This window comes from Streptomyces kurssanovii (genome assembly GCF_040677245.1).
Classification (GTDB): domain Bacteria; phylum Actinomycetota; class Actinomycetes; order Streptomycetales; family Streptomycetaceae; genus Streptomyces; species Streptomyces kurssanovii.
The window spans coordinates 201,059-213,343 of the sequence record NZ_JBFAQK010000003.1 but is presented as its reverse complement, the minus strand read 5'-3'; the positions used below and the strand labels follow the sequence as shown (position 1 = coordinate 213,343).

General features: G+C 71.8%; 9 protein-coding genes and 1 pseudogene. 6 read left to right on the top strand and 4 right to left on the bottom strand.

All coding sequences use genetic code 11. The features are described from left to right. The first annotated feature begins 20 nt into the window (after nt 1-20). Nucleotides 21-1,382, top strand: coding sequence for an LLM class flavin-dependent oxidoreductase (locus AB0K36_RS04680; protein ID WP_364588229.1), 1,362 nt, complete (start codon nt 21-23; stop codon nt 1,380-1,382). 160 nt (nt 1,383-1,542) lie between these two features. On the opposite strand, the gene AB0K36_RS04675 is transcribed toward AB0K36_RS04680, so the two are convergent. Both AB0K36_RS04675 and AB0K36_RS04670 read right to left on the bottom strand, forming a co-directional pair. Beyond that, complete coding sequence (locus AB0K36_RS04675) at nt 1,543-2,046, bottom strand: nucleoside deaminase (protein WP_435877774.1); 504 nt, start codon at nt 2,044-2,046, stop codon at nt 1,543-1,545. A 375-nt stretch (nt 2,047-2,421) separates the two neighbouring features. Then, nucleotides 2,422-3,183: an SDR family NAD(P)-dependent oxidoreductase gene (locus AB0K36_RS04670; protein WP_364588224.1), complete on the bottom strand. Its 762-nt coding sequence runs from the start codon at nt 3,181-3,183 to the stop codon at nt 2,422-2,424. A gap of 127 nt (nt 3,184-3,310) precedes the next feature. On the opposite strand from AB0K36_RS04670, the gene AB0K36_RS04665 reads away from it, so the two are divergent. After that, the gene (locus AB0K36_RS04665) at nt 3,311-4,423 is read left to right on the top strand and encodes a CapA family protein (RefSeq protein WP_364588221.1); all 1,113 of its coding nucleotides are present in this window, start codon (nt 3,311-3,313) and stop codon (nt 4,421-4,423) included. A gap of 295 nt (nt 4,424-4,718) precedes the next feature. Continuing rightward, nucleotides 4,719-5,891, top strand: coding sequence for a YncE family protein (locus AB0K36_RS04660; protein ID WP_364588218.1), 1,173 nt, complete (start codon nt 4,719-4,721; stop codon nt 5,889-5,891). A 48-nt stretch (nt 5,892-5,939) separates the two neighbouring features. On the opposite strand, the gene AB0K36_RS04655 is transcribed toward AB0K36_RS04660, so the two are convergent. Next, nucleotides 5,940-7,403: a purine-cytosine permease family protein gene (locus tag AB0K36_RS04655; RefSeq protein ID WP_364588215.1), complete on the bottom strand. Its 1,464-nt coding sequence runs from the start codon at nt 7,401-7,403 to the stop codon at nt 5,940-5,942. A gap of 68 nt (nt 7,404-7,471) precedes the next feature. Between AB0K36_RS04655 and AB0K36_RS04650 the strand changes: the two genes are divergently transcribed. From AB0K36_RS04650 to AB0K36_RS04640, 3 genes are all read left to right on the top strand, one after another. After that, entirely contained in the window at nt 7,472-8,113 is a 642-nt protein-coding gene (locus AB0K36_RS04650; protein ID WP_364588212.1) for a TetR/AcrR family transcriptional regulator, read from the top strand. A gap of 20 nt (nt 8,114-8,133) precedes the next feature. Then, the gene (locus AB0K36_RS04645) at nt 8,134-9,759 is read left to right on the top strand and encodes an amidohydrolase (protein WP_364588209.1); all 1,626 of its coding nucleotides are present in this window, start codon (nt 8,134-8,136) and stop codon (nt 9,757-9,759) included. 216 nt (nt 9,760-9,975) lie between these two features. Continuing rightward, nucleotides 9,976-10,407: a VOC family protein gene (locus tag AB0K36_RS04640; protein WP_364588206.1), complete on the top strand. Its 432-nt coding sequence runs from the start codon at nt 9,976-9,978 to the stop codon at nt 10,405-10,407. Between the two features lie 287 nt (nt 10,408-10,694). On the opposite strand, the pseudogene AB0K36_RS04635 reads toward AB0K36_RS04640, so the two are convergent. After that, nucleotides 10,695-12,233: pseudogene (locus AB0K36_RS04635) on the bottom strand (oxidoreductase); the annotation flags it as partial. Between the last annotated feature and the right edge of the window lie 52 nt (nt 12,234-12,285).

The following is a 12,285-nucleotide window of genomic DNA, read 5'->3' as shown; positions in this document are numbered from 1 at the left end:
TCACCGCCAAGGACTTCGCCATGCCTTCCTCGCCCACCCGTCGGCTGCACCTCAACGCCTTCCTGATGAACGCCGGCCACCACGACGCCGCCTGGCGGCATCCCCTCACCGAACCGGGGCGCGTGACCGACCTGACGTACTTCCAGCAGCTGGCAAGGACCGCCGAACGGGGCCTGCTCGACTCGGTGTTCCTCGCCGACGGCCTGACCCTGCCGCGCAACGTCCGGCACAACGCCCTGGGCGGCTTCGAGCCGCTCACGCTCCTGTCGGCGCTGGCCGCCGTCACCGAGCGCATCGGGCTCATCGCCACCGTCTCGACCACGTTCAACGAACCATTCACCACGGCCCGTGCCTTCGCCTCCCTCGACCACCTGAGCGGCGGCCGGGCCGGATGGAACATCGTGACCTCCGGAAACGTCGAAGAGGCCCGGAACTTCGGCCGCGACGAACACCTCGAGCACGGCCTCCGCTACGAGCGGGCACGGGAGTTCGTCGACGTCGCCGTGAAGCTGTGGGACAGCTGGGAGGACGACGCGATCGTCCTCGACCGCTCGAACGGCGTCTACGCCGACACCGACAAGGTCCGGCCGATCGACCACCGGGGAACGCACTTCCAGGTGCGCGGTCCGCTGAACGTGCCCCGCTCCCCCCAAGGGCACCCGCTGCTGGTGCAGGCGGGGTCGTCGGAGGACGGCAAGGAGTTCGCCGCCCGGTACGCGGAAGCGGTGTTCACCGCGCAGCAGACCCTGGCCGACGCGCAGGCGTTCTACAAGGACCTCAAGAGCCGGACGGCCCGCCACGGTCGCGCGGCGGACGACGTGAGGATCCTCCCCGGCGTCTGCCCCGTGATCGGTTCGACGGAGGCGGCGGCCCGGGCCCTGGCACAGCAGCTCACCGACCTCCAGGTGCCCGAGTACGGCGTGGCCCAGCTCTCCGGGATGCTGGGGACCGATCTGACGGGCCTGCCGCTGGACGGGCCGCTGCCCGAACTCCCGGACGAGAGGGACATCAACGGCAACAAGAGCCGCTTCAGGCTCGTCGCCGAGCTGGCCCGGCGGGAAGGGCTCACCCTGCGGGAGCTGATCGCCCGGCTCGGCGGCGGTCGCGGTCACCTGGTGGTCGCCGGCACCGCGGAGCAGATCGCCGACCACCTCCAGGAGTGGTTCACCGAGGGAGCGGCCGACGGGTTCAACATCATGCCGCCGTACCTTCCCGGCGGCCTCGACCACTTCGTCGACCAGGTCGTGCCGATCCTCCAGGCTCGCGGCCTGTTCCGTACCGAATACACCGGCCGCACGCTGCGCGACCACTACGGGCTTCCGAGGCCGGTCGGGTCCCGTGCCGGCCTGCCCGGCGCGGGGTGGGTCGCGCAGCCCGCCTGACCGGGGGCCGCCGACCCGTTCGTTCCCGCTGTCCACCGCCGCCGATCCCCCGCGTGGCAGTCCGGGGTCCGCACGCGCCGTCGGACCGGAAGGCGCCGAGGGCCCCGGACGCCCACTGGTGCATCGTGTGCTTGCGCCGGATCTCCAGGAGAACCCCTTGTCAGTAGTCGACGCGGTCGGACTTGGCCAGCCACTCGTCGAACGGCGCCGTACGGTTCGCCACGTCCAGCCGCTCGACCGGCATGGGCCACATCGACGCGGGCTTCTTGTCGAACAGGTCGTAGAACCTGCGGTCGTCGAAGCCGGCCACCGCGGCATCGTGGCGATCGGCGGCGTAGACGATCCGGTCGACACGCGCCCACAGCGCGGAGGAAAGACACATCGGACACGGCTCGCACGAGGTGACCAGGACGCAGCCCTCGAGCGAGAAGGTGTCCAGTTGCTTGCAGGCGGCGCGCATCACGCTCACCTCGGCGTGCGCCGTCGGGTCCAGGGTCGCGGTGACCTGGTTGTTCCCGACCGCGACCACCTCGCCGTCCTTGACGACCAGGGCGCCGAACGGGCCACCGCCGTTCGTCACGCTCTCGCGGGCCGATCTGATCGCCCGTTCCATCCAGATTCGCTCGATCTCCTGGATGCTTGTTTCCTGGGCGTGTGCAGTCATGGTCATTCCTCTTTCGTGGGTGGGATCCCCGGATGCTCTGACTTGTTGAGGAGTACACAGGGACCCGAGTGGAACCAGCCAGGAGTAAAAGACATGAAAGCGTCGGCAGGCTCGTCATAGATTTCTACAAGCAGCGGTCGGACCTGCGACGTTGGCCGACTTCCGGCGCCCCGGACGTGGTCGTTGATCAGGCCGGCGGCGCTCGGTGGCCCTGGGTGAGGCGGCAGCGGCCCCCGCGTGGGCGGCGACGGATCCGTCGATCCAGGAACGCGCCGCGTCGTCACCGACGGCGCCCGCGTGCCGCACGACCCGGCGGGCATCCTGGCAGGCCTGCTCGCCGCCTGTCGGGCCGGCGTGTCCCGGCGCGCCGCACCCTCATGTGCGCAGGTGAGACGCGCCGTTGAGGTCGAGCACCGCGCCGGACGACCATACGGCACCGGGTGAGGCGAGGTAGAGCACGGCCTCCGCCACCTCCTCCGCCGTCCCGACCCGCCCGAACGGGCTCTCGCCACGCAGCGTCTCCCCGTCCCGACCCGCCAACTTCGCGGCCTGCCGTTCCGTCGCGACGAAGCCCGGCGCCACGGAGGTCACGGAGATCCCGTGCGGCGCCAGCGCGACGGCCATCGACTGCCCGAACGCGTGCAGCGCGGCCTTGCTCGCGCCGTACGCGGGAAAGTCGGGCTCTCCCCGGAACGCCCCGCGGGAGCCGACGTTGACGATGCTGCCCGTCCCGCCCCTGTCGATGAGGTGCCGGGCGACGCCGTACGTCAGGTTCGCCGCGCCGAGCAGATTGACGTCGATCATGCGGTGCCAGGACTGCTGCCAGTCCTCGTAGGAGACGTCGGCCACGGAGTGCCGGTTCTCGGCGGAGGGCGCGACGGCGGCGTTGTTGACCAGTACGTCGACCCCTCCCAACGCGGCCACGGCATCGTCGACGATGCGTCGTGCCACGGACGGATCGCTGATGTCGCCCGCGAGAAGAGTGTGGCCGTGGCCGGGCAGGCGCCGCAGTGTCTCCTCGGCGTCGTCGCGCCGGGCCGCGTAATGGACCGCCACGGTGTCGCCCTGTTCCGCGAACGCCATCGCCACTGCGCGGCCGATCCCTCGCGACGCTCCCGTGACCAGTACCCGCCTCATCGGTTCTCCTTCAGCTTCGGCATCCGCCCGACCGTAACCGGTCCGTGCCCCGACCAGGTTCGGCGACCGTCGGTCACGGGCCGAGCGGCCATGACAGGACCGTGGCCCGGCGGACTACCGTGGAGTCATGGGCAGTGGCCTCGTCACCCTGTTCCTCAGCGGTGACGTGATGCTCGGCCGCGGCGTGGACCAGATCCTTCCGCACCCCGGGGACCCGGCCCTGCGCGAGCCGTACGTCCGGGACGCGCGCGCCTACGTCGACATGGCCGAGGCGGTGAACGGCACGCTCCCCGTCCCGGTGCCGTTCTCCTGGCCCTGGGGCGACGCGCTGCCCGTGCTCGACGAGGCCGGGCCCGACGTGCGGCTGCTGAATCTCGAGACCTCTGTGACGCGGAGCGACGACGCGGCTGCCGACAAGGAGGTCCTTTACCGGATGAACCCGGCGAATCTGCCCTGCCTGACGGCGGCCCGTCCCGATGCCTGCGTCCTCGCCAACAACCATGTTCTGGACTACGGCCGCCGAGGGCTGGAGGAGACACTCGCGGTTCTGGCGGATGCGGGCCTGCCCACGGTCGGTGCGGGGCGGGACCTGGCGGCCGCCCGGCGATGCGTGAGCCTCCCGCTCCCCGAGGGCCGACGGGTGCTCGTCGTCTCGCTCGGCCTGGAGTCCAGCGGTGTCCCGCCGGAGTGGGCGGCCACCGCGCGGCGCAGCGGGGTCCACTTCGCGGCCGACCCGTCGCCCGCCGTCGCGGCGGAGGTGACGGCCGGGCTGCGCGAGGTGAAGCGGCCGGGCGACGTGACGGTCGTGTCCCTCCACATGGGCTCCAACTGGGGTTACCACGTCTCCCGCGACCAGGTCCGTTTCGCCCACGCGCTGATCGACGGCGGCGCGGACGTCGTGCACGGGCACTCGTCCCACCATCCGCGGCCCGTGGAGGTGTACCGCGCCAGGCTCGTCCTCTACGGCTGCGGGGATCTGATCAACGACTACGAGGGCATCGGCGGCTACGAGCGGTACCGTGACGACCTGCGTCTGCTCCACATCGCCTCGGTCGATCCCGCCACCGGCGCCCTGCACGAGGTCAGGATGGTTCCCCTGCAGGCCCGGCGGCTGCGGCTGACGCACGCCTCCGCGTCCGACTGCCGTGTCGTGCACGATGTGCTGGACCGGATCAGTCACGGCCTGGGCGTCCGTATGCGGGCCGAGCGGGACGGCTCGGTCACGGCCCGTCCTTCCTGAGGACACCCGGCCCGGCGGGTCACCGGGCGTTCCGGTCACCGCGCTCCCCGCAGCGCGGACCGCCCTCGCACATGTCAGGAGGGGGCTGCTCAACCGATCGGACGACCCCGCTGTCAGCCGTCCCGTGCACCGTGTCGAGCCGGTCCGTCGATGATCACGGGACGCCCACGGGACCAGACTGGAGACACAGCGCACAGCGCCCACACGTGCCATCCGGGACCGCGTCGCTGCCGTCCGGCACCGCACGGCGCCGGACGTCGAATCGCCCGCTGCCACTTCGTGAAGGAGTTCGGTCGTGCCCAAGAAGTCACTGTCCCCGACCGGCCTTGCCCTGCTGGCCGCCGCGTCGGTACTCGCCGGGTGCGCGTCCGGCGGCGGCCCGGCCGCCCCCTCCCCCTCCGCGCCTCGGTCCTCCGCCTCCGTTCCCTCCTCCCCCGCGGGTGCGGGGACGCCGGACAGTTCCGCCGGCGACGCGGCGCGTACACCGGAAGACGCCCTGCTGGTCGCCGACTTCGGAGCGGACACCGTGACCTTCGTCGATCCGTCACAGCGAGGTGAGGACGCCCGTCCGGGATCGGTGAAGGTGGGCACGGCCCCGTACGGGATCGCACTCGGCGAGGACGGCACGGCGTGGGTGGCGACGGCGGAGGGCGTGGCCGCCGTGGACACCGCGACCAGGAAGCGCACCGCCCTGATCCCGTACAGGACGGACAGCGGGCCGGTGACCACCGGCGAGTACCGGGGCGGCGGCATGGGCATCGCGCTCTCCCCGGACGGGAGACACGTCTACGTCGGCGTGAACGTCCCTGGCGGGAACGGCGTGTTGGAGGTGGTCGACACAGGGCGGCGCCAGGTGGTGGCGACCGTCCCGGTCGGCCGCCGGCCCTTCGACGTCGATGTCTCCCGCGACGGCCGCCAGGTGTACGCGACGAACCACGACTCCTTCGACGTCACCGTCGTCGACACCGGCGACCGGAGCACCCGCCGGGTCGAAGTGGCCCCCTACGGCACCGAGGGCGGCCTCGGCTCCTGGCTCAAGCCGCACTACACCGCCGTGCGCCCTTCCGACGGCGCCCTCCTGCTCCCCTTCGAGGGCGAGCGGCTCGCGGTGGTCGACCCGGACACCGGCCGGGTCCGCGTCGAGCGGATGACCGCCGGCACCCACCAGCACGGGGCCGCGGTGGCCGACGACGGCACCCTGTACGTGGTGGGCACCGGCCCGATCGACCCGTCGGAGGACAACGGCCCGTCCCTGACCGTGCGTACGCCCGGCGGCAAGGAGCGCGTGATCCCGCTGGACGGCCCGCACGAGGACGTCGCCGTGTCGGCCGACGGCCGCACCGCGTACGTCTCCGGCGGTTTCACGCGCGACGGTTACTGGAACGGCCTCAGTATCGTCGACACCGCCACGGGGCACGTGACGCGTCTGCCGGTGGGCGTACGGCCCCTGGGGATCGTGGTGTTGTAGGGCGCGCCGCCGGTGCGGACCGGGTGTGCGGCAGGGGGCACGGCTCGTTCACGCGGCCCGGCTCCGCGCGGCGAGCACGTTGTCGGAGTTCCGCATCATGAGCGCGTAGACGCATGCGGCGACGACCATGCCGGCGGGCAGGGCGAGGTCCACCCCGCCCAGGGCACGCGCCACGGGCCCGGTGTAGAGCGTGTTCACGCTGAGGGCCGCCGCGACGACGCCGGAGACGAGGGCGAGGGCGCCCGCAGGGTTGACGCCGGCGGTGTACCAGAAGGGGCTGCCGGTGGTCTCGTCCATGAGGACGGGGCCGTCGTAGCGGTTGCGGCGTATCAGGATGTCGGTGGCGTAGACGGCCATGGCGGGACCGAGGAGGACGACGGTCAGCTGGAGGACGTTGCTGACGGTGTCGAGGAAGTTGGAGACGAGGAGCCCGTACAGCGTGAGCGAGACGGCGGCGATCCCGTCGACGAGCACGCTGCGGGAGCGGCGGATGCGGATGCCGACGGCCTGGAGGGCGAGGCCGGCGCTGTAGGCGGTCAGGGCGTTGATGGCGATCGTGCCGACGATCAGGGAGAGCAGGAAGACCGGGTGGAACCAGCCGGGAAGGATCGTCTCGAGTCCGGTCTGCGGGTCGGTCATGTCGACAGCGGTCGCGGCGAAGGCTCCGAGTGAGCAGACGACGACGCTCGGTACGAAGCCGCCCAGAGCGGTCCAGCCGATGATCGCCTTCGCGGACGTCGCGCGGGGCAGGTAGCGGGAGAAGTCGGCACTCGTGGTGTAGGAGAGCGGGCCGGAGCCGACGAGGGTGACACCGGCGGCCAGGACCGCCCACAGGTCGACGCCGGTCAGCGGCTCGGCCGGCGTGTAGCCGAAGTCGGTGTGCCGGACGACGGCGACGGCCACGACGGCGAACGCGGCGGTGAGGGCCAGCGTGATCGGGAGGTAGAGCTTCATGATCATGCCGTGGCCGTAGACGCCGATGACCAGGGTGAGAGCGGCGACGACCACGACGACGGCGACCTTGACGCCGGTGTTCGCCATGATGCCGGTCTTCTCCACGAGGGCGAAGGCGGCGGTCGCGGCGGCGGCCAGGTTGAGGGCGAAGTAGCAGACGGAGATCATCCAGCCCACGATCGCGTTGTTCACGCGGTTGCCCCGGATCCCGTACATCGCCCGTGTGATCACCTCGCTGGGCGCGCCGGCGGCCGGGCCGGAGACGGAGAGCAGCCCGGTGAGCACCCAGAACAGGTTGCCCACCACGATCACGGCGAGGGCCTGCCACAGGCTCAGGCCCATGAGCACCAGGGCGCCGCCGATGACCAGGCTGAGGTAGTTGACGTTCGCCGCCGCCCAGACGGAGAAGAGCTGCCGTGGCCGGCCGCGGCGCTCGTGGTCGGGGATGTGGTCGATGCCGTGTGCCTCGATGCGGACCGCGCGGTCCTCCGGAGGCTGCGAGGCCGCATCGGGTGTGGCGTGCGTGCCGGGACGCGGGTCGGGAATCGTGGACGCCATGGGCCCCTCCGGGTGCTGGTTTACCCACCTGCTTGTTTGTTGGTCGCAAACTCAATAGCATCGATTCCATGTCGTCAAGCGTTCAACACAAACGAATCCGCAAGTCTCCGGCCGCCAGACGTGCGGAAATCGTTGCGGCGGCCGCGATGGTCGCTCTGACGGAGGGGCTGGAGTGCATCACGCTCCGGCGCATCGCGGAGGAGCTCGACGTGCGCCCGGGACTGATCAGTCACTACTTCCCCGCGGTGGAGGACCTGGTGGCCGAGGCTTACGGCAGCGCCGCCGGTTCCGAACTCGACGGCCTCCTCCCGGCCGACCGGGCCGGCGCCACCCCCACGCAGCACCTGGCCCGGTTCTTCGCCCGCGCGACGGGACCGGCGTACGACGACATCAGCCGGCTGTGGCTCAACGCCCGGCACCTCAGCCGCTACCGGCCCGCCCTGCGCGACCGTGTCGCCGTGCAGGAGGCCGAGTGGCGCGACCGGCTCGGCGGCCTCATCCGTGACGGGGTCGAGCAGGGCGAGTTCCGCACCGACGACCCGGCGGTGACGGCCGTTCAGATCCTCGTCGTCATCGACGGGCTCGGCGTCCACGCCAACAGCGCCACCGGCGACCGACCGCCCGCCGTCGTGCACATGGCCGTCACCACCGCGGAGCGTGAACTCGGCCTGCCCGACGGCACGTTGACCGCCGCCGCCACCTCGAACTGACCGTCTCCAAGGAGCTCCTTGTGCGCACCTCACTCGTCCTGCTCTCGGCCCGTCTCCTCGACCCGGCCTCCGGCTCGTTCCTGCCCGGGACCGCTCTCGCCGCGGCCGGCGGCCGGATAACCGCCATCGGGGACGACCGGGAGATCCGCGCGCTCGCCGACCCCTCGACGACGGTGATCGACCTCAAGGGCGCCGTGCTGACCCCCGGTCTCGTCGACGGGCACCTCCATCCCGTGAGCGGCGCCGAACTCACCCACGGTCTCGACCTGTCGGGCTGCGCCGACCTCGACGCCGTGCGCCGGGCGCTGGCCCGCGAGACGGCGGGCCTCGCGCCCGGGGCGTGGCTGCACGCCTGGGGCCTCGACCCCAATGTCTTCGCGGACCGGCCCGTATCGACCGCCCCTTTCGACGCCGTGCTCGACGGCGTTCCCGCCCTCCTCCTGCTCTTCGACGCCCATTCCATGCTCGCCAGCCGACGGGCCATGGAACTCGCCGGTGTCGACGGGCCGCGCCGCTTCGACCAGGCCTCGGCCGAGGTCGTCTGCGACGAGGCGGGCCGGCCCACCGGTCTCCTGCTCGAGGACGCCGCCTGCGAACTCGTCGAGCGCGCCGCCCCGCAGCCCACCCGGGCCGAGCGCCGCGACCGGCTCGCCGCCGCCCTGCGTGCCATGGCGGCCGCCGGCCTCACCGGCGGCCACGCCATGGACGCGAACGGCGACAGCCTGGAGCTCTACGCCGACCTCGACGCCGCCGGGGAACTGCCTCTGCGGCTACGGGTCGCGCCCTGGTGCCAGCCCGGCATCGACGCCGACGCGCTGCAGACCCTGATCGAACAGCAGGGCACCGGGGGCGCGTTGTGGCGGACCGAGGGCGTGAAGCTCTTCATGGACGGCACCATCGACAACGGCACCGCGTGGCTGGAACGTCCCGACTGCCACGGCGAGTCCACCCACGCCTTCTGGCCGGACCCCGCCGAGTACACCCGTGTCATCGGCCGACTCCACCGGGCCGGGGTGCCCACCGCCACCCACGCCATCGGCGACGCGGCCGTCCGGCACGCCCTCGACGCCGTCGAGAAGGCGCAGGCCGAGGGCGGGCCCGAGGTGCGGCACCGGATCGAACACATCGAGACCGTGCCCGACGACACGCTGAGCCGCTTCGCCGCGCTCGGCGTCGCGGCCTCCATGCAGCCCACCCATTGCTGCGACTTCACCCGGGCCGACCACACCGACAACTGGTCACGCCGCCTCGGCGAGGAACGTGCCTCGCGCGCCTGGCGCTGCCGCGACCTGTGGGACTCCGGCGCCACCGTCGTGCTCGGCTCCGACTGGCCCATCGCCCCCTACCCTCCGCTGGGTGTCATGGCAGGCGCCCGCCACCGCCGGCCCGGCCGGGACCTCACCCAGCCCCCGCACGGGCCCCAGCAGGCGCTCACACCGCTGGAGGCACTCCAGGGAATGACCGTCAACGCCGCCCGGGCCGCGGGCGAGACGCGGGAGGCCGGCCGGCTCGCCGTGGGCCACCGCGCCGACCTGACGGCCTTCGCCGCCGACCCGCTCACCACGGCCGCCACCGACCTGCCGGACGTGCCCGTGCTGCTCACCGTCCTCGACGGCCGTCCCACGCATCGCGACCCGAGCGTGTGACACCTCCGGCGCCCCGGTCGACCCGGTCGCCCCGGTCGCCGCGAGGTCCGCGGCGACCGGGGCACCGGACGTCGGGGCGCGGTGCCGCGATGCGTGGCTGCTCCATGACCGGTTGATCCCTGCGACCGCACGACACAGCAGCGGACAGCAGGGCCTCCTCCCGACAACGTGCGGACCCACCCACCCGGGGAGCAGGACCCCTGTTATCGTGCGCCAATGTCAACGATCAAACAGTTCCAAGTGACCTTCGACTGCGCGGAACCTGCGCGCCTCGCCGCATTCTGGTGCGAGGTGCTGGGGTACGTCGTACCGACGGTCCCGGAGGGCTTTGCCACGTGGGAGGAGTACCACCGCTCGCTGCCGCCTGAGGATGAGATCTACTTCGCGTGCGCTGATCCCTCGGGTGCGGGTCCACGCCTGCTCTTCCAGCGAGTTCCCGAAGGCAAAGTCGTCAAGAACCGGGTGCATCTCTGTGTGCGGGCCGGCGCCGGGCTCGTGGGTGACGAGCGCCTGGCCACACTCGAGGCCGAATGCGCACGGCTGGTGGCTCTCGGCGCGAAACACGTGCTGACGCAGCGCGCCGACGGCGACAACGAGTCGTGCATCACGATGCAGGACATCGAGGGCAACGAGTTCTGCCTCGACTGAATCTCCTCCGAGACCGCAAGGTGGGGAGCCGTCTCCCGTGGACCTCTCAGGTCCCCCAGGCGGCAGGAGCTATCCAGTGAGAGCCAGGTTGTTCGCCGCATCCGCGCGGCGCCGCCCATCTCCCGCACCGGGCGCCCGAGGTCGCTCGCCGCCGCCGGACGTGCCGTCGTCAGGTTCCACGGATCGCGCCGCACCGGCCTGCCCGACGGGCCCGGGCGTGCGGCCCGGCCGACCGACTCCGCCACCCCACGGCCCCGTGCTGGGCGGGTTCCGCCGTCCGCCCGCTGGTTTCTGTTCAGGGTTCGGGTCACCCCCGCGACGACTGCTGTGGTGAGTACCCAGCCTGCGGCGATCAGCACGTAGGCCAGCCACTGGGGGCCGCTGTCCGTCCAGTACCAGGCGGTGCGCTGACCAAGGCCACCGATGGGAATCAGCAGGTCGAGGGTGTAGACGAAGGACTGGAACGGGGCGCCTTCTCCGGGCTTCACCGGGGTAGGAGAGTGGGCCCCGAATACCAGCGTGCCGACCAGGGCCAGCGCGATGAGCCACACGCCGGCCAACCACGGTCGGTAGCCGTAACCAACGGTGGCGTCCAGTAGATGACCCCATATGCGTCCCGCAGGATGCAGCGTGCTGCGGCGGTGGCGCTGCTTCGCAAGGAGTACCCGGCGCGCGTCGCCGTCGTGGCCGATCTGCCGGTACCAGCCTGCCAGTTGCTCGTACGGCTGCGGTGCGTAGCCGGGATTCCGGCGGATCCATGCCAGGCGACCGGCGACCTCGTCCCCCGCGGGCATCGTGTCTCCCAGAGGCGTTCCGTCCTCCCCTGCCGCCCCGCCTTCCGTGGACGCTGTCTCCCCGAAACGGATGGAGCCGTACGTGAACCCTTCCAGCAGTACTTCCTCCGGCCAGGCCCGCTCGCTGTCCTGGCACCAAGTGGCATGCGCGGAGCGGAGGTCCACCGTGCCCGAGGGCGGTGAGGCGGCCCTGAAGTCGAAGTCCCCCACGTGCATCGCTGTGCACACCAGGGCGGTGCCGTCGCCATTCAGATGTGCCCCCTCGAAGGTCAGCAGGTCCTCTATGCGAGCACTTCGCAGCCGCACGGTCCCCTGCGCGGTGAATCCCTGGGAGCAGTCCACGGTCGAGGCGGCCACATGGCCTGCGGCGAGTGCGACACCGTCGGGGTTCTCCAGCCGGGCGCCCTGGAGGAACAGGCCCTTGGGCAGGTGTGCGCCAGGCAGCCGCAGCCCGCCCTGCGTGGTGAGTCGCTTGCCGAAGACGCCGCCTTCCATGACGAGCCCGCCCGCGAGCACCGCCCACTCTCCGGGGCCCGAGATCCTGGCGTCGGTCAGGATCAACTCCCCGGCCACCCGGGCGTTGATGAGTGTGAGAGAGCCGCCTGCAAGGGTCGACCGCCTCAGGTCGAGGGCGCCGTCGATCCGGGCAAGCCCGGCGTCGATCCCAGGAACCCAGCTGTTCGCGATCCCGATCGTCCGGGTCGCGGCCCCGTACAGGCTCACCGCCTCCTCCAGCCGGCAGTCCTCGAACCAGAACGTGTGACAGATCTCCGCTCCGGACAGGTCGAGGCGGCCGGTGATCCGCGCACCGGCGAGCCGCAAGGCGGCGACGACGCCGGACCGCTCGGCATTCGCGCCGAGCAGCAGCGCCGCCACGACAGCTGCGCGAACAGAGCGTTCGGAGCCCCACTGGGCACCCGCGGCGGGTCCGTCCGCCTCCGACACGCCCGTACGCAGACCCACAAGACGCCCCTCGGGGAAGGCGTCCCACAGTTCACGTTCCGGCTGGGTCAACTCATCGTATGAAAGCACCCGTGCAGGGTAATGACCTGCTCATCCTCAGAGCCCGCCCTGTCGCACGCCA